Source organism: Pseudarthrobacter sp. CCNWLW207 (assembly GCF_037203945.1).
Classification (GTDB): Bacteria; Actinomycetota; Actinomycetes; order Actinomycetales; family Micrococcaceae; genus Arthrobacter.
Genome location: NZ_JBBCBS010000002.1, coordinates 255,285 through 271,977 on the forward strand (window position 1 = coordinate 255,285; position 16,693 = coordinate 271,977).

Consider the following 16,693-nt stretch of genomic DNA (forward strand, 5'->3'; position numbering starts at 1 on the left):
GCCCGATCGTTCGGGTAGATGACTATGCCACTTTCGCCTTTGAGATTCCGTCTCCTTGTTATTTCCCTGCTCACGGTCTCCTTCCTCGGGGCCCTCGACCACACCGTGGTGTCCACGTCGCTGGCCACGATTGCCGGAGAACTGGGCGCCCTGAAACTCATGAGCTGGGTTGTGGTGGGGTATACCCTCGCAAGCACGGTGCTGTTGCCGGTGCTTGGCAAGCTCGGCGACGTCCTGGGAGCCCGGCGGGTCTTCCTGGTGTCGCTGGTGACGTTCCTTGCCGCTTCCCTGGCCTGCGGCTTTGCCCAGGACATCTCTTGGCTCATTGCCGCGCGTGTCTTGCAAGGGATGAGCTCCGCCGGACTGCAGTTGATGTCCCAGACCATCATTGCCCGCGTGACCACCCAGCGGGAACGGCCCCGTTACATGGCCATTATTGGGGCGGCCTTTCCCATCGCGATCCTGGTGGGTCCGGTGCTCGGCGGGGCCATCACCGACTACTGGGGCTGGTCGTGGGTCTTCTGGATCAACATTCCGGTGGGAGCAGTTGCCTTGGGCCTGGCACTCATCGCGATACCTCACCTGGAACCGGGAACCGTTCCACGGCATTTCGACGTCGCCGGAGCCGCCATCTTCACGGCCTCCCTGGTGTCCTTGGTGTTGGCTGTGTCCTGGGCGGCCGAGCGAACCGCGGGCACTGCCACGATCGCTGCGCTCGCCGTGAGTGTCGCAGGTTTCGTTGCCTTCTTCATCGTGGAGCGCCGTGCACCGGAACCCATCGTGCCCCTGAAGCACTTTGCCAACCGCACTATTGCGGCCGGCACCGCACTGTCGGCGATTATCGGCGTCGGGCTCTTCTCCATCACCGCCTACCTGCCCACGTATTTTCAGATGGCTTACCAGACCACGGCAACGGTGTCCGGGCTTGTTCCGATCGCCACCGTGTTCGGCATGCTGGTCAGCAACCTCCTCTCTGGCTATCTGGCAAGCAGGACGGGCCGTTACCGGGTGTTCCCGATCATTGGGACGTCGCTGGGAGCCGCCGGTCTTTTTGTTATGGCCATGCTGCCTGCCGGGCTTCCGCTCTGGGTCCCGATGATCGTGATGGGTGTGGTGGGAATTGGTACAGGTGCTTTTATGAGCCTGATTATCGCCGTTGTCCAAGGCGCTGCCCCGGCCAGCCAGACAGGCACCATCACGGCGACCGTCAACCTGGTGCGGCAGGTGGGGTCAACGGTGGCGACGGCGATCATCGGCGGGGTGATCGGCTTCGGTGTGGCCGCCCTCCTTCCGGCGGGCCTAGACCCTGCCACCCTGACCCCCCAGTTTGTCCATGGGGCAGCGCCCGCCGTGCAGGCGGACATCGCCCGGATTTACAGCACAGTGTTCGTCCCCATTTTCATCGCCTTGGCGGCCACCTACGCCGTCGGCATTGTCGCAGCCGTGCTGCTTCCCCACGGCCGGCTTTCGGATGAGCCCGTTCCCGCCGCCCAAACAACGTCCGAGACCCAACCGGTCTGACCCTTTGTCGAAGGAGACACCATGTCCACCAACCCCACCATCGCCGTCGTCGGCAGCGGGCCGATTGGCTCCACCTACGCCCGGGTGCTCCTGGAACGAGTCCCCGGCGCGCGGGTGGTGATGTTCGAAGCAGGACCGCAGCTGACGGACCGTCCCGGCGAGAGCGTCCGCAACATCGCCGATCCCGGCCAGAAAGCCCGTGCGCGGGAGATGTCACAGGGGCCGCAGGCCGGCGCGTACCGTGAGTCGCTAGGCATTCCGGCCGGAACCGTCACCGAGGGCATGTTCACCGCCCGCCAGGGCACACACCTGCTCGATTACGGCGGTGCCGGCTCCGCCCACGCCACCAGCTTCCCCGCCGCGGCTGCGGCTACCAACGTTGGTGGCCAGGGTGCCCACTGGACGTGTGCGACGCCGTCGCCGGCCTTCAGCGAAAAGATCCCGTTCATCGCGGACGACGAGTGGGATGAACTGATTGGTTCCGCCAAGGAACTGCTGCACGTGCAGGGGGCCGCGTTCGCCGATTCCGCGGTGGGGGCAGCCATCAGGGCGCTCCTCGATGAGGAGTTCGGCGCTGAGCTCCCGGAGGGCTACGGCGTGGACACCCTGCCCGTTGCCGGCGACCCGCAGCCGGACGGCTCGATCCGCTGGGCAGGCGCCGACGTTGTCCTCGGCCCGCTTCTCGATCCGGAGAGCCCCCTCTCGCAGCAGTTCGAACTCCGTGACCTGACTCTGGTCCGCCGGGTGGAACTGGACGGCAACCAGGTCACGGGGGTCACTGTCGAGGATCTCCGCACCCACGAAACGTCTTTTGTTGCCGCGGACATCGTGGTGGTTGCTGCGGATGCCTTCCGCTCACCGCAACTTCTGTGGGCTTCGGGCGTCCGGCCCCAGGCCCTGGGCCACTACCTGACTGAGCACCCCGTGGTCATCTCCACGGTTGCGTTGGATGCCGGAAAGATGGAGCGCTTCGCCACCGAAGAGGACCTCGATGCCGAGCTGTCCCGACGCGCCCTGAATCCCGCTGACCCTGTGGCGGCCGTGAACCGGATCCCGTTCTCGGAGCCGGAGCACCCCTTCTCCGTCCAGGTCATGTACTCCGAATCGACTCCGTTTCCGATGGAGCCCGGAGCGCCCTACGCGGAGAACCGCTGGGGCTACGTCAACATGGGTTATGGCATGCGCAAGCACCCCCGCTACGAGGACGCCGTGACCTTTGACGACAGCGAACCGGACTACCGGGGCTTCCCGAACATGACGATCGAATACGCACTCACCGAGCGGGAGAACGCGGAGATCGCTGACGCCACCGAGCGGCTGCGCCGGGCAGGCAAGGCCCTCGGAGCTTTCGTTGCCGAGCCACGCCTGATGCCGAACGGTTCCAGCCTGCACTACCAGGGCACCATGCGCATGGGGGAGTCCGACGACGGCACCTCGGTGGCCGATCCATGGTCGCGGGTGTGGGGCTACAGCAACCTTGTGGTGGGCGGCAATGCGCTCATCCCCACCGCTACGGCCATGAATCCCACGCTGATGAGCGTCGCCATCGCCGTCCGCGGCGCACGGAAAGCCGCGGAGGAGTTGGTCCAGGGGAAAGCCTGAGGGCAGCCGTGGGCGGCTGCCCTACAGGTTGGTGACCCGGCGCCGCCGTTTTTCGTTACGGCGCAACTGGAGGATGCGCGCACCGCCAGCGATTGCCACGAGTATGCCGCCGCCGACCGCTGCGATGAAGAAGGCCACGCCCTGGGCAAGCCTGCCTTCCCAGCCGAGGAACTTCACCGCAACCATGTCCTGGTTCTGGATGAAGAAGATGATCAGCAGCACCAGCACCACGAGGCTGACCGCAACGGCACTCCAAATCACCGCTGCACGGGTGACGCGCGTGGAAGTCGGTTTACTAGCCGGTGGAGGGGCAGGCTCGGCGCGCTGGACCGTTGGGCGGGAATCCGGCGTGGGCGGTACGGCGGCGGGTGGCAACGGTTCTTCTGTGCTCATACCGCCATTGTCTCCCCGTACGGGAACTTTGGCGGGAGGCCGGTGAGCGATTTAGGCAAAACTCAACACGGCCGTTAACCCGTTCATCCGCCCGGAACTGATTTGCAGTTCCGGGCGGATGAACGCGTTGCGTAAGAAAAGGCCTCAGCAGCGCGGTGCTACTCCTTACCCAGCCCTGCGGCCGAGGTCTTCTCCCCGGTGACTTCGTTGAGGGCGGTGAGGTCGAAGATGCCGTTGATGTCCGCCTGCTTGGTGGTGCCGGCTTCAACGCCATCCTTGAGCAGCTTGGGGTAGGTTCCGGCCAGCGGATCCACGGTGAACACGATGTTCTTCAGGGACCTGTCGATCACATCGGCCTTCAGCTCAGCGCCGGCGGCTTCCTTCAGGGCGGCGTTGATGACCTTGGCTTTTTCATCGGCGGCGGCGCTGTTCAGCCACTCCACGGACTTCACGTGTCCCTTCAACAGGGCCTTCACGGTGTCCGGGTGCTCTGCCGCAAACGTCTTGCTCACGATCAGGATGGTGGTGGGGAATTCGCCGGCCTTGCCGGAGAGCGAACCGTCCCAGAGGTCCTTTTCGTCCACCAGGACCTTGGCTCCGGCCTGGAGCACCAGGCGCGAGGCCCACGGCTCAGGCAACCACGCGCCGTCGAGCTTTCCGTCCTGGAACAGTTTGAGCGTCTGCGCGTTTTCGGTGGGGTTGATGGCTACATCGCCGCTGCCGTCAACGTTCGTCTTGTAGCCCTGCGTGGCGAGCCAGGCGCGGAGCGCGACGTCCTGCGTTCCGCCGAGCTGCGGCGAGGCGAGGGTCTTGCCCAAGAGGCCCGCGGCGGAAGTGATTTCCGGCCGGACCACCAGCTGCGCACCGCCGGCGGCGGCACCGGCGATGATGTTCACGGACTCCCCGCCGCTCTTGACGAAGGAGTTGATGGCCGGGTTCGGGCCGATGTACGTGGCCTCGATGGCTCCGGCGTTCAGGGCTTCGATTGCGGCGGGTCCGGCGTTGAAGACCTGCGTGGTGAGCTTGGTGTCGCCCAGTTCCTTGGCGATGTAGCCCTGGCTGACGCCAACCAGTGCCGGGGCGTGGGTCACGTTGCCGAAGTAGCCGAGCTTCAGCTCCGCGGCGGGGTTGCCGGCAGGCGCTGCAGCCTCGGTCGAGGTGCCGGTGCTGGACGAGTTGCTGGAGACGGCGGAGGCGACGGCCACGCCGCCGCCCACCAAGGCGAGGATGCCGGCCACGATGCCGATCTTCAGGCCGAGCGGACGCTTGGGCGTGGGGGACTGGCCAGCCACGATGCGGGTAGAGCCTTGCGGGTTCTGCGGACCGTTGTCCTGCGGTGTTGCCATGGAAATTCCTTTGTTGGGGCGGGTACTGGAGTTGAGATTACGGACGGCCCAACAGCGCCACAACGGGGCAGGACATGGACGTTCACCGGACGTCGCGGACGCTCAACAGAACGTAGCGCGGCGTCAAATAACGTCGCGGGGCGTCTTCTTTGGCGGAGATGCACCATCGCGGCTTTCGCCATAGTCTGGCCAAGTGGATACAAGCATCGTGAATTCAGGCGAACAGGTTGACAGGCAGTCGCGCATCCTCGAAGCGGCGCTGGCCCTGCTGTCCCGCCATGGCATCTCGGGGGTCAACATGCGCGCGGTGGCTCGCGAAGCCGGCGTCGCACTGGGGCTCGTGAATTACTACTACGAAGACAAATCGAGCTTGATCCGAGCGGCCTTGAATCGAATTGACGAAAGCGACCTCAGGCTGGTCGCCCCCGACCCGGGGTCGCCCCCGGACGAACAGCTCCAAAAGGCCCTCCGGCGCGTTGCGGACCCGGAATTCCTGACCACACAGTATCTGTCCCTGCGTCTGCACCTTTGGGCGCTTGCGCAAGCCCATGAAGACTTTGCGTTGATCAATGCGGCAGCTTTTGAGCGGTATCTCGACGGACTCGCGGCGCTCATAGGAAATGCCAAGCCTGGGCTTTCCGGCGACGAATGCAGGGAGCGGGCAGCTGACATCGTCGTCGTCCAGAACGGGATGTGGTTGACGGCGCTCCTTGGCGTAGACAAGGCGTCCATCCGGAGAAGCATCGCCCGCACTGAGGAGATCGCTTTCGCCGCGTAGACCGGCGTGGGCTTGGGGCTTGGGCTGGGGCTTGTGCCCTCGGCCTGGGGCCCGGGGGGGTGCCGGGGGCGTCGCGCCAACCGGTGTTCGGAGTGTCCGCTCAGCTTTGCTTGACTGGTCGCCGGTACACGCGCAGTCCGTCGCTGTGCAGGAACAGTGCCCGGCCCTTTCCGTCGTCCTGCTGAAGCCAGAGGACGCTGCCGTCCATGGCGAGCATATCGATGCAGCCTGAGGTTATGACTTGTCCGTGATTGTGGATCTCTACTTGGTCGGCCCGGGAAAGTGTGGACCAGTTGGGAATGGGTTCGGGCCTCGGGGATCCGGTGTGGGGCGTGATTATGCGAGAGCGGCTGTTCATTTCGGTTGTCCTTGATCTGGGTCGGTTCGGGCGAATAGTTCTTCTGGTAGTTATGGGAGGAGGCAGGGTGACCGTTTGGTCACCCTGCCTCCGTTTGCGTGCTGCTGTCCTCGCGCCCGTCCGTCGGGCTTACCTGTTGCGATGGAGTGCGTGAACGGCAGCACACGCGCCGGACAATGTGTCCGGCAGTCAGTAGCGCCGGGTCAGAGTTTGTCGGCCCGGACTGCGAGTACCGGACACGTCGCATCCAGCAGGATGCGCTGGACGGTGCTTCCCAGGATGAGCTTGCCCACCATCGACCGGTGCCTCAGCCCAATGACAATCACTTCGACGTTGCGGTCCTGTGCGATCTGGATGACCGCGTCCCCCGGATCGGCCAGGATAGAGGATTCGAGGGTCAAGGCCAGGCCGGCCTTGGTCAGTTGGCTCTCCAGCTCCTGCAGTTCCTGTGCGTCCAGGTCGTGGTGGCCGCGGCCGATATTGACGATGAGCAGGTCTGACTTCCGCCGGTGGGCTTCCTTGATCCCCTCGGTCAGCGCCTCCCTGCCTTCGGGGGCGGATGCGTAGGCTACGAGTATCGTCATTTTCTTTGATTCTCCAATGGCGTTCTATTTGCGGGGTGTCCGGTGCTAGACGAGGGTGTTGAGCCAGCCCTGCGGCAGATCGATCGGCAGCAGCGAGGGCAGTGCCAGGAGCACGATGTACAGGACGCCGGTGTAGATGATAGCGACCTTGAGCCGTGCTCTTGCGACTATTAGGAGGAAGGCCGGGATGAAGATTGTGACTGCAATCAGGTATCCGAAGGCGGCCGTGAGGGCCAGGAATCCTGTCATCCATAGGAAGGTCTTCAAGGCGAACTTTGCGTCAAGGGTCCAACCTGCTTTCGCGGGCTGTGTGCCAAGAATCCCCTCTGCCTCGTCAGAGATGGTTTGATCTGCATTCGGGGTTCTGGCGCGAAGCCTTCTCCGGATCTCAATGAAGAGCAGGATGCCGGAGAAGATCAGGCCTCCGGTGCTCACCAACTGGGGGACCAGCCTGGCTTCCGGCGAGAACGAAGCGGACGAGATGAAGGCGGCCGCGAAGGCGACGAAGAAGATGCCTGATGCGGTGAGGGACCAGGTTGAATTCTTCAGCGGAGCTTCGTCGTCCTCAGGCTGTTCATCCCGGTGACCATCGTCAAGGTTGGTGTGTCGGCGGGCGCGGATGAACTTGATGAATGCCCATATCATCGGCAGGATCAGGATTGCCAGGAAGACCATGACGCCGGGGCGTGCCATCCAGTCGAATCCTTCGTAGAGGCTGTCGGTGAGGAAGTAGTAGCGTTCCAGCGGGATGGCCAGGACGAAGCCGATGAGGAACGGTGCCCGGGGGAATCCGGTTGATTTCAGCAGCCAGCCGAAGGCGCCGAGGATGATCATGATCCAGAGGTCGCCGAGCTGGCCGCCTTCCTGGAATGAGCCCAGGAGCATGATGGCTACGAGGCCTGCTGCCAGGACGGCGAAGGGGACCTTGGTCAGTTTTGCGAGCTGTTTGACGCTGAGGAAGCAGAGCAGTGCGCCAAGGATCGAGGCGATCGCGAAGGACCAGACGATCAGGTACATCAGGTCGAGGTGTTCGGTGATGATGGAGGGGCCTGGCTGGATGCCGTATGTGAGGAGCATTCCCAGGAGCATCGCTGAGGGCACGCCGCCAGGGATGCCGAAGAGGAGGGTGGGGATCAGGTCGCCGGCTTCCACGGAGTTGTTGGCGCTTTCGGGGCCGACAATGCCGCGGGGGTCTCCCTTGCCGAACTGGCGCTTGTCTTTGGCGGTGGCGACGGCCTGGCCGTAGGCCATCCAGGTTCCAGCGGTGGCACCGACGCCGGGCAGGACGCCTGCCCAGATTCCGATGAGTGCTCCACGGATGACCTGGGTCCAGTGGGTGAGCCATTCCCGGATGCCTTGTCCCCAGCCTCCGCCGAGGGTGATGTTTTCCTTCTGTCCTCGGCGTTGGCTGGCGCGGGACGCAATTTCGGCGAGTCCGAAGACGCCAAGGGCTACAGCTACGAGCGACAGGCCGTCGCCGAGGAACAGGCTGCCGAACGTAAAGCGCTCCTCCGCCGTAGTCGGTGACGTCCCGACCATCCCGAGGATCAGGCCAAGGAGGCCTGCCGAAACTCCCTTGATGATGTTTCCCCGCGATAGGACTGCGGCCAATGAAACACCGAGGACGGTCAGCATGAACAGTTCGGGACTCGCGAAGGAAAGGACCAAGGGCCGGGCCAGTGGGATCGCCAGGGTCAGGCCGACCGCGCCGATGATGCCTCCGGCCATGGAGGAGAGGAACGCCAGGGTCAGCGCGCGGGCTGCCTGCCCCTTCTTGGCCATGGAGTAGCCGTCGAGCATGGTGACGCTGGCTGATGCTGAACCTGGGGCGCCGAGCAGTACCGCAGAGACGGTGTCGGAGGTGTGAACGACTGCGAGGGCACCGATAAGGAGCGCCAGGGCCTGGGGCGGTTCCATGCCGAAAGTGATGGGCAGCAGGATCGCGACGGCGCCTGTGCCGCCCAGGCCGGGGATGAGGCCCATGATCAGACCGGCGACAGTGCCGATCAGGAGCATGATGAGGAGGGAGGGGTCAGCGAGGGATGCCAGCGCTGCCATTGCGGAGTCAAGCATGATGGTCCTTACTCAACGTGGATGTTGTATTTGCTCGCGAGCAGCCCTGTGACATAGGACCGGACGGAGCCGCTGACTTTGTAGGCGTCCCGGACGCGATCGGCCACTCCGGGGTCCGCAACAAGGGGGTAGCCGCCGAGCACTTTGGCGGCCTTCTCTTGGAATCCTGCGTCCATGCCGAGTTTTTCGCTGGACTGGCGCAGCAATGTGTAGGCGTTCTCCGGGGTCTCCTGCGGAACCCAGAGTCCTTTTTGATAGGTGTAGGTGAGACCGAGCAGGGTCTTGTAGGCCTCGTACTTTTCCCCTGACGGTTTCTTTCCGTGGAGCGTTTCGTAGGCTTCTGCGACCGTGGGCACGTCGGGAAAGTTCGGGTCACGGATGACGTCCCCGGCCTCGTTCAGCTGGCCGAAGGACATGAGGACGACGGCTTTGCCTTCCTTCACGATGCCGGCTACGGCTGAGCCGTAGGCTGAGGTCGTCTGGTAGTCCAGGTCGATTTCCCCGCGCTGCAGGGCCAGGTTGACCGGGCCTCGGCCTTCGAAACCGAAAGTGCTCGTCACGTCTGCTTCGAGTAGGTCGAAGGCTACCAGGGTAGTGATGTCCAGGCCTGTGGCGCTGATCCCGCCGAACTCAAGCGGCTGGTCTCTGTTGGTCAGGTCCTGAATACCTGCAACCCCGGCTTCGGCCCGGGCATAAATGACTCCACCGGTGCCGTTCACAACTACAGGTTTGAGGTCTTCGAAGGAGTACTTCACGGCCGAGCGTCCCAGGACCCAGGGCACGACGGTGGATGCCGTGCCGACCAGGATCTCGGTGCCGTCGGTCTTGGCTGAGCGCGCGAACCTGTTGGTGCCCAAGATACCTTCGCCGCCAGCCTCGTTTACGGGTGCAAAACCGGGGCGGCCGGGGACGTAGTTAGTAAGTTCGGTGCCGATGAACCGGGCCCAGGTATCGGTTCCACCGCCTGAAGCCAGAGGAATCAGGAATTCGAGGGTTTCGCCGCTGAAATCGCCGTCTTCGGTGCTGGAGGGTGGGTTAAGCAGGCTCCCACCCAGGATCGTGGTTGCCGTTCCCAGCAGTGCGAAGGCTCCGACGGCCGTGAGGATGGTGCGCCGGGAGTGCTTGGGCGGATCGGGCTGTTCGCTTAGCTCGGTCTGCCCGTCGGTGCCTTCCGGGAAGAGTCCGGGCGGCTCCAAGGATGACTTGTTACTCGTCATTGAGGAATCCTTAGGTAGGGCCTACCTCAATGCAACACCACTCCGGCGTCGATAGGAGGACAGGCTGTTTGTTTGTGTTCCGCTTACCAGGACTCTGGAAGCAGCAGTTCGGCGTCCGCGATGCGGCGGGCGCTTCGAATGGTTCCGACGACGGGCACGCCGTCGCGATATTCCGCCCATGTCTGGACGATGCCGGCCGGGGTGCGCATGACCAGCCCTGAGGACGGATCAGTTGTGAGAAGGTCCCGGACCACGGTGCCTTCGTGCTGGGCGGCCATGGTGAGCGCCACGCTTCCCGTGATGGCCAGGGCAGGGTGGAGCCTTCCCATGGACAGCATTCTGACGTTGAGGTCGGCTTCATCGTCCTGGGACGCTTTGCCGACCAGGGCCAGCTTCGGTATCGCTCGAGCGGCCTCAGCGCGCGTGGCTGCAAGACCCATGCGCACGGCGGCATCTCTGCGGACGTCGTCCAGATGCACAAGGAGTGCAGCCTGGCTGTCGATGTCCGCGGCCGTCTCTTTGCCGGTGAGGCCGATGGACTCAGCGTCCAGAATGATCAGAGGAGCGCCGGCATCGATGAGAGTGGCTGGCACTTCCCGTCCGTCGAAGGTCACCTTGTCCAGCGGTTCGCCGGTAGGGAACAGTTTTCCGGTGGTTCTCCCGGCGGGGTCAAGGAATCCCAGGCCGACTGCCATTCCGGGGAACGGAACGCCGGGAATCATCTGGGTGCCCGGGTCCTGAAGTTCGCCGTCCGGCGTTGGAACCTTCTGCAGAATGAGCTGGTCTGTGTTGGTATTCAGGGTCCGGACCGTTGTGGTCTCCTGGCCGGGAGTCACCCATCCCCGTTGGATGGCATACGGGGCGACGACGGCGGAGCAGTTCCCGCAGTTGCTGCCCCAGTCCACCTTCTGCTCGTCGATGGCCACCTGTGCGAACGTGTAGTCGACATCGGCCGCGTCGCTAAGGGAGCGGGACAGGATGACTGCTTTGCTCGTCGTGGACGTTCCGCCGCCCACGCCGTCGATCTGACGGTTGTCGGGGCTGCCGAAGAGACGCAGAAGAACTTCGTCCACGCTCTTGCCCGGGACTTGGAGGTTGTCCCACTCGAACACCCAACACTTGCTAGTGCCGCCCCGCATCCACGCTGCTGGGATCTTAAACATGATTGCTTTCACACCTTCCTGGGCCCTTCTTTGGGCCTTGCAAGCCTTGCCGGCTGATCTAAGTGTGATCCGAACCTCAAATGAATTACAAACGCCAAATAATGCAGCTGTATGCACTTGTACTTCAATCAAGGGTTTTAGAAATAGGGTTAGCAAGGACTCTTCGTTAGGATTCATGACGTCTGGACCTGACTGACGCCCGAAATTCCGCTTTCGATGAAGCATGAGCCTAAGATTGTTTAGGGGGCTTAAGTAACACTTCAAAGGAGGCGCGGCTGTGTTGAACATTCGAAGGCTGGAATTGCTATTGGATGTGGTCGAGCTTGGATCGATCACCGCTGCTGCAGAAAAGCATGTGTACTCACCGTCGGGAGTCTCGCAGCAGCTACGGCGTCTGGAAACTGAAATCGGGCAGCCGCTTCTTCAACGGCAGACCCGTGGCATGGTCCCCACCGATGCCGGGCACGTTCTGGCTGCGCACACCCGCCGTATCCTGCGCCAGATGGCCGCCGCAGAGGCGGATCTGGCAGAAATCGCCGGACTCCACCGGGGCAGCCTCACCATGGGGACCTTCCCCACCCTGGGCGGATCCTTTCTCCCGCTCGTGATCAGCAGGTTCAAGAAGGAATACCCGGCCATCGAACTGCACGTCCGAAGCAGCCGCTTCGAGGACTTAGTTGAAATGCTGGAAAACGGCCAAGTTGGAATGTCTCTTCTCTGGGACTACGAATGGAACCGGATTGACCCTGGCGACTTTGCGCTCACGACTGTCTTCGAAGACGCAACCGCACTCATAGTCGGAAAGGATCACCGGCTGGCGCGCCGTAAGCAGGTGGACATGGCAGATTTGGCCGCAGAAGAATGGATCGTTCGTGGTGATGCGCATCCTGTGGTTGAAGTACTGCAACGAAGCGCAAGCGCGGCAGGGTTCACTCCACGGATCGCTTTCCAAGCCAACGACTACCAGGAGGCCCAGGCCATGGTCAGTGTTGGCCTGGGCATCGCGCTTGCTCCGCGAACCGCAGTGGTGAATAAGCATCCCGGTGTCAGCATCGTTTCACTGGGTTCGAGTGCACCGTCGCGAAGGGTGCTCCTCGCTCACCGCCACGACAGGGTACGTGCTGCCGCGGAAATGGCCTTCCAAGCGACGCTCCTGCAGGTAGCCAAAGACACGACAGCGGACTTCCGGTGATGGACTGCCTTCGAGAAGCCCAGCGCCGGCAGTGAGGCACTTCGTGTCGGTATCGCTTCTGTTGGCATCGGCTGACTTGGCCGCACCAAAGGGGGAGGGGTGAACGAAAGCAAGTCGATCCGTTGGTTATGGATGCTGATTGGAACCGCGGTGCTTTGCCAGATCGCTCTCAATCTGGCAAGGCCGCTCATCTCTTACAAGGTGTTGGCCCTGGGCGGAGACTCGGTTGCAGTCGGCCTGACCTCTGCCTCCTTCGCCCTCCTTCCGGTGGTGATCGCCCTTTGGCTGGGTCGAATGTCCGACCGCCGCACGTCCATGAAGAGCATCACCGTGGCCGGGACGCTCTTGCTCGCGGCCAGTCCGTTCCTGCTCTCGGCCGCCCCATCTCTTTTGCTCGTTGGTGTGGCCAGCGCGGTGCTGGGCGTAGGGCACCTGTGCTTCACGATTGCCGGGCAGTCCGCCATCGCACGATTTGTTCCGCTCAGCAGGATGGACGCAGCCTTCGGCTGGTTCACCGCGGCATTCTCCCTAGGCCAGCTCGTCGGTCCGCTGGTTGCAGGTCTGGCCATGGGAGCTGCAGGAAACGCACCAGCCGATACCCGGCTCATGGACGCCAACGCCGCATTGATACTCGCCGGGGCAATAGCGGTCCTGGCCATCCCGGTCGCTTTCGGGGCATCAACGAAGCAACGTGCCAACGCTCCAAAAACAGAAGCAGCGCCAGTGAAGGCCCCGGCCTCGAAGTCTGTGGCCCACCTTCTGGGTATCCCAACCGTGAAGACCAATATGCTCGCCAGCCTGGCATTGTTGGCGACAACCGACATCATCGTTGCGTTCCTCCCCCTCGTTGGAGAGGAAAACGGGATCGCCCCCATCGGAATCGGCGTCCTTCTGGCCATCCGGGCAGCCGCCTCGATTACGTCCCGACTGCTCCTGCCCATGATGCTGTTCCGGTGGAGCAGAACCGGGCTCATTACTGCCAGCCTCGTTGGGGCAGGTACCACCTTGGCGACCCTGCCGTGGCTGTTCGGGAATCCTGTCCTGGCGGCGATCCTCTTAGCCATCATTGGATTTTTCCTCGGTCTCGGACAACCGATCACGATGACGCTCATTACCCAGGCGGTTCCTCCTGACGCACGCGGCGCCGCACTGGCGCTGAGGCTCCTCGCAAACCGCCTCGGACAGGTTGCCTTGCCGATCGGGGCAGGGTTACTGGCAGCTCCAGCCGGACCGGGGGGAGCCTTATGGATGTCGTCAGCAGTTCTCTGCGTTGCATCCATAAGATGGCCAAGGAAGCACTGAGCTGCCACCCATCAGAAAAGCTACCTTGGCCGCGGTCGGACCAGGGTTACTCCTCCAAGGACAGGGGGACGCTGTTGGCGCCCGGGCGGAGGCCGGCTGTTGAGCTCAACGACGGGCAAACCAACCGCAATGTTGGGGGCTACGCAGTCAAACCGTAAAAGCGTGCCGCGTTGTCGTAAAGGGCGAGGCTCGTGTCGTCGGCAAGAATGTCCGCAACGAGTTCCAGGTCGTCCCGATGGAAGGGCACTGGAGCCCTGGTGCTGGGGAGATCGGTTCCGAACATCAACGCCTCGGGGTTCTCTTGGTGGATCTCCCGAATAGTTGAAGTCACGTCCAGTTGGACCCGGCCGAAGCCTGTGGCCTTCACGCGTACGCCGCGGGACACGAGCCGGAGCAGGATATCGCGATGCACCGAAGTCATTCCTAAGTGGTCGATGCTCACCTTCGGAAGTGCTGTAATGACCGGTTCCAACTCAACGAGGTCATTCGCGTCGAGATAGAACTCGACGTGCATCCCTGCAACATCCCATGCTCGTCGCCCAAGTGAGGAAACACTTTCAATTTCTGCGGAGCCGCCCCGGTAGAGATTGAACCGAACGCCGCGGACTCCCGCTTCAGCAAGACGAAGAAGTTCCTCATCGCTTGTCGTCTCGGCAATATTGGCAACGCCCACGAACATCGGGCCAAGTGTTGCAAGTGCCTCGGTCAGATAGGTCTGGTCGAAGGCCTGGAATGAACCCGAAACCACTGCGCCGCCCGTAACTCCCAGATCTGAAACGGCCCGCAGATAATCGGTCGCGGTGAACTCGGGCGGCAGGTATCCGTTGTTTCGCACGAGCGGAAAGCGGGAATCGATGATGTGGAAATGGCTGTCGAAGATCTGTCGAGTCACTGTGGTTGCCTCGCTAAGTGGATTGTGCGCCTCCAACCCTCATTCTGTCAGGTTGAGTTCGCGGTTCGCCGCAGAGAAGCCAATACATGGCACCCGTTTCGCCAGGGTGGGGTGCGCCTGAGTTGGCATCCCAAGGCGCCCCGGGGGCGTCGGATTAGAAACCAAACGGCAGGATGAGTGAGCCATGTTACGCCCACGTAAATTTTGAACACTTGTCCAGTCGGGCTATTGAACACTTGTTCAAGGTGCACTATTCTGCATGAGTATGACCTACACCACACCAAGCGGACATGAGGGGGCGTCAACGCCGACCTCCCTTCGCGGCCCAAGGAAAATCCGGCGCGGCTGCAGTTCCAAGGGCACGTCGGAAACCTCCGCATCCGGCTAGGTAGATACCCTGCCGGCGCCGTTCGCCAGCAATTCCAAAGATCCAACAAAGAGTTTTCCCGGGCACCAAGAGGCATTGCCCGCTTCCGGAAGAAGGACGACCGCCCTCAGCGGCTGGTCGGCACCAGGTAGAAGGAGAGTTTGCAGCATGACCAAAACCCACTACGACTACGTCATCGTCGGAGGCGGAAGCGCAGGTTCCGTGCTCGCCAACCGGCTCAGCGAGGGCGGCCACAACAGCGTCCTGGTTCTTGAGGCCGGACGGAGCGACTACCCCTGGGACCTTTTCATCCAGATGCCCGCCGCACTGACTTTCCCCAGCGGCAACCCGCTGTACGACTGGCGCTACCAGTCGGATCCTGAGCCGTACATGGGCGGCCGCCGTGTGGCCCATGCCCGTGGCAAGGTCCTGGGCGGCTCCAGCTCCATCAACGGCATGATCTTCCAGCGCGGCAATCCCCTCGACTATGAGCGCTGGGGTGCCGACGCCGGCATGGAAACCTGGGACTTCGCCCACTGCCTTCCCTACTTCAACAAGATGGAAAATGCCCTGGCCGCGGATCCGGACGACGAACTCCGCGGACACGACGGCCCGCTGGTCCTGGAACGCGGCCCGGCCACCAACCCGCTCTTCCAGGCGTTCTTCAAAGCCGCCCAGGAGGCCGGCTACCCCCTCACCGACGACGTCAACGGATACCGTCAGGAAGGCTTCGCGGCCTTTGACCGCAACGTCCACAAGGGCCAGCGCCTGTCAGCTTCAAGGGCGCACATCCGTCCCAACTCCAACCGGCAAAACCTCACAGTGCTGACCAGGGCGATGGTCACCAAGGTCAACTTCAAGGGCACCACTGCCACGGGCGTCACCTACCGCCGCAACGGCAAGCTGCACACGGTCAACGCCGGTGAAGTGATTCTGTCCGGCGGCGCCATCAACACTCCCCAGCTGCTCCAGCTCTCCGGTGTGGGCGATGCCGAGCACCTCAAATCGCTGGGCATCAAATCCGTGGTGAACCTGCCCGGCGTCGGCGAGAACCTGCAGGACCACCTGGAGGTCTACATCCAGCACGCCTGCACGCAGCCTGTGTCCATGCAGCCGGCCCTGGATGTTTGGCGCATGCCGTGGATCGGCCTGCAGTGGCTCTTCGGCCGCAAGGGCCCGGCAGCCACCAACCACTTCGAAGGCGGGGGATTCGTCCGCTCCAACGAGGACGTGGCCTACCCCAACCTCATGTTCCACTTCCTGCCTGTCGCCGTCCGTTATGACGGCCAGAAGGCAGACGCGAAGCACGGCTACCAGGTGCACATCGGCCCGATGTACTCGGACGCCCGCGGCAGCCTCAAGATCAAGTCCACGGACCCGACAGTCCACCCGTCGATGGTCTTCAACTACCTCTCCACCGAGCAGGACCGCCGCGAATGGGTGGAAGCCGTCAGGATCTCCCGCGACATCCTAGGCCAGCAGGCCATGGGCCCGTTCAACGGCGGCGAGCTGTCTCCCGGCCGCAGCGTGCAGACGGATGCTGAAATCCTGGACTGGGTGGCCAGGGACGCAGAAACCGCCCTGCACCCCTCCTGCACCGCCAAGATGGGCCCGGAATCCGACCCGATGGCAGTGGTCAACCCGCTGGACATGTCCGTCCACGGCACCAAGGGCCTGCGCGTCGTCGACGCCTCCGCCATGCCCTATGTGACGAACGGCAACATCTACGCCCCGGTGATGATGCTGGCCGAAAGGGCCTCCGACCTCATCCTCGGCAAGGCGCCGCTGGCCGCGCAGCACACGGAGTTCTACCGCCACGGGATCAGCCCGCTGGAGCGTAACGCCGCTGATACTGCAGCTGCCCCGGCGGCTGGGGCCTAGGCATGATTGATGGACTGGAGAAGG

General features: G+C 63.1%; 14 protein-coding genes. 6 read left to right on the top strand and 8 right to left on the bottom strand.

Annotated features, from left to right (window positions below; all coding sequences use genetic code 11):
- Positions 1-18 precede the first annotated feature (18 nt).
- Complete coding sequence (locus V9L17_RS04220) at positions 19-1,521, top strand: MFS transporter (RefSeq protein WP_337345319.1); 1,503 nt, start codon at positions 19-21, stop codon at positions 1,519-1,521.
- Positions 1,522-1,542: 21 nt separating this feature from the next.
- Positions 1,543-3,123 carry a GMC oxidoreductase gene (locus V9L17_RS04225; protein WP_337350595.1) on the top strand — a complete coding sequence of 527 codons (1,581 nt, stop codon included), beginning with the start codon at positions 1,543-1,545 and terminating at the stop codon, positions 3,121-3,123.
- A gap of 21 nt (positions 3,124-3,144) precedes the next feature.
- Here V9L17_RS04225 and V9L17_RS04230 read toward each other — a convergent pair whose 3' ends face one another.
- Complete coding sequence (locus V9L17_RS04230) at positions 3,145-3,516, bottom strand: LapA family protein (protein ID WP_337350596.1); 372 nt, start codon at positions 3,514-3,516, stop codon at positions 3,145-3,147.
- A gap of 158 nt (positions 3,517-3,674) precedes the next feature.
- Entirely contained in the window at positions 3,675-4,862 is a 1,188-nt protein-coding gene (locus V9L17_RS04235) for an ABC transporter substrate-binding protein (RefSeq protein WP_337350597.1), read from the bottom strand.
- Between the two features lie 193 nt (positions 4,863-5,055).
- On the opposite strand from V9L17_RS04235, the gene V9L17_RS04240 reads away from it, so the two are divergent.
- The gene (locus V9L17_RS04240) at positions 5,056-5,640 is read left to right on the top strand and encodes a TetR/AcrR family transcriptional regulator (protein WP_337345323.1); all 585 of its coding nucleotides are present in this window, start codon (positions 5,056-5,058) and stop codon (positions 5,638-5,640) included.
- A gap of 100 nt (positions 5,641-5,740) precedes the next feature.
- Here the strand turns inward: V9L17_RS04240 and V9L17_RS04245 are convergent, their stop codons facing one another.
- The 5 genes from V9L17_RS04245 to V9L17_RS04265 form a co-directional block, all read right to left on the bottom strand.
- Entirely contained in the window at positions 5,741-5,998 is a 258-nt protein-coding gene (locus V9L17_RS04245; protein ID WP_337350598.1) for a hypothetical protein, read from the bottom strand.
- A gap of 203 nt (positions 5,999-6,201) precedes the next feature.
- Positions 6,202-6,582, bottom strand: a complete 381-nt coding sequence (locus tag V9L17_RS04250; RefSeq protein ID WP_337345339.1) for a universal stress protein — start codon at positions 6,580-6,582, stop codon at positions 6,202-6,204.
- 45 nt (positions 6,583-6,627) lie between these two features.
- Positions 6,628-8,655, bottom strand: coding sequence for a tripartite tricarboxylate transporter permease (locus V9L17_RS04255; RefSeq protein ID WP_337350599.1), 2,028 nt, complete (start codon positions 8,653-8,655; stop codon positions 6,628-6,630).
- 8 nt (positions 8,656-8,663) lie between these two features.
- A complete protein-coding gene (locus V9L17_RS04260; RefSeq protein WP_337350600.1) occupies positions 8,664-9,872 on the bottom strand; it encodes a hypothetical protein in 1,209 nt (402 codons plus the stop codon).
- 83 nt (positions 9,873-9,955) lie between these two features.
- Positions 9,956-11,035: a PrpF domain-containing protein gene (locus V9L17_RS04265; protein ID WP_337350601.1), complete on the bottom strand. Its 1,080-nt coding sequence runs from the start codon at positions 11,033-11,035 to the stop codon at positions 9,956-9,958.
- 277 nt (positions 11,036-11,312) lie between these two features.
- Between V9L17_RS04265 and V9L17_RS04270 the strand changes: the two genes are divergently transcribed.
- The gene (locus V9L17_RS04270) at positions 11,313-12,227 is read left to right on the top strand and encodes a LysR family transcriptional regulator (RefSeq protein WP_337345343.1); all 915 of its coding nucleotides are present in this window, start codon (positions 11,313-11,315) and stop codon (positions 12,225-12,227) included.
- A gap of 99 nt (positions 12,228-12,326) precedes the next feature.
- Positions 12,327-13,529: an MFS transporter gene (locus V9L17_RS04275; RefSeq protein ID WP_337350602.1), complete on the top strand. Its 1,203-nt coding sequence runs from the start codon at positions 12,327-12,329 to the stop codon at positions 13,527-13,529.
- 139 nt (positions 13,530-13,668) lie between these two features.
- Here the strand turns inward: V9L17_RS04275 and V9L17_RS04280 are convergent, their stop codons facing one another.
- Positions 13,669-14,421 (bottom strand): amidohydrolase family protein, encoded by a 753-nt coding sequence (locus V9L17_RS04280; protein ID WP_337350603.1) that lies wholly within the window; start codon positions 14,419-14,421, stop codon positions 13,669-13,671.
- 535 nt (positions 14,422-14,956) lie between these two features.
- On the opposite strand from V9L17_RS04280, the gene betA reads away from it, so the two are divergent.
- Entirely contained in the window at positions 14,957-16,669 is a 1,713-nt protein-coding gene (gene betA, locus V9L17_RS04285) for a choline dehydrogenase (RefSeq protein ID WP_337350604.1), read from the top strand.
- Positions 16,670-16,693 lie beyond the last annotated feature (24 nt).

Coding starts and splice junctions, on each gene's coding strand:
- V9L17_RS04220 (WP_337345319.1), top strand. CDS start 19: ATGACTATGCCACTTTCGCCTTTGAGATTCCGTCTCCTTGTTATTTCC.
- V9L17_RS04235 (WP_337350597.1), bottom strand. CDS start 4,862: ATGGCAACACCGCAGGACAACGGTCCGCAGAACCCGCAAGGCTCTACC.
- V9L17_RS04225 (WP_337350595.1), top strand. CDS start 1,543: ATGTCCACCAACCCCACCATCGCCGTCGTCGGCAGCGGGCCGATTGGC.
- V9L17_RS04245 (WP_337350598.1), bottom strand. CDS start 5,998: ATGAACAGCCGCTCTCGCATAATCACGCCCCACACCGGATCCCCGAGG.
- betA (WP_337350604.1), top strand. CDS start 14,957: ATGACCAAAACCCACTACGACTACGTCATCGTCGGAGGCGGAAGCGCA.
- V9L17_RS04260 (WP_337350600.1), bottom strand. CDS start 9,872: ATGACGAGTAACAAGTCATCCTTGGAGCCGCCCGGACTCTTCCCGGAA.
- V9L17_RS04255 (WP_337350599.1), bottom strand. CDS start 8,655: ATGCTTGACTCCGCAATGGCAGCGCTGGCATCCCTCGCTGACCCCTCC.
- V9L17_RS04250 (WP_337345339.1), bottom strand. CDS start 6,582: ATGACGATACTCGTAGCCTACGCATCCGCCCCCGAAGGCAGGGAGGCG.
- V9L17_RS04230 (WP_337350596.1), bottom strand. CDS start 3,516: ATGAGCACAGAAGAACCGTTGCCACCCGCCGCCGTACCGCCCACGCCG.
- V9L17_RS04265 (WP_337350601.1), bottom strand. CDS start 11,035: ATGTTTAAGATCCCAGCAGCGTGGATGCGGGGCGGCACTAGCAAGTGT.